1 protein-coding gene is annotated in these 351 nt (G+C 57.3%); it reads right to left on the bottom strand.

The genetic code is table 11. The features are described from left to right. Positions 1-247: hypothetical protein (locus Q4563_RS17490; protein ID WP_303605401.1), on the bottom strand; the 247-nt coding region annotated here is incomplete at its 3' end. Between the last annotated feature and the right edge of the window lie 104 nt (positions 248-351).

Genomic DNA, 351 nt, shown 5'->3' with positions numbered 1-351 from the left:
GACAGAGATCGCCGTTCAGTTTGATACGGATGGCATGAGGCTTGATCGCTGAGATTTTCCACTGTTGTAATGTGGGCGGCAATTCGGCGCTGGACAGCGGGATGCAGCGGTCTGGCATCGGGTCAACAAACTGGTCGCGGGAGTAGGCGCCGGGGTTGTAAGGGCTGGCCCGGAATCTCCCCACATGTTGGTGTTTGCATTCGATCAGCAGCAGCGTTTGCTGGGAGATACCATGAGCCGTAATCATCGGATAATCGAAAATCTTGTAGGCTCGTTGCTGCCAGTCTCCGCGCAGCTGGTGGCGGCCATGGCGAATCTGGCTCTGGTGGAACAGCTCAAAGCCTGCTGCCC

Source organism: Gilvimarinus sp. 1_MG-2023 (assembly GCF_030548285.1).
The sequence above is the reverse complement of the archived record's forward strand: the minus strand, read 5'-3'. Positions and strand labels throughout refer to the sequence as shown.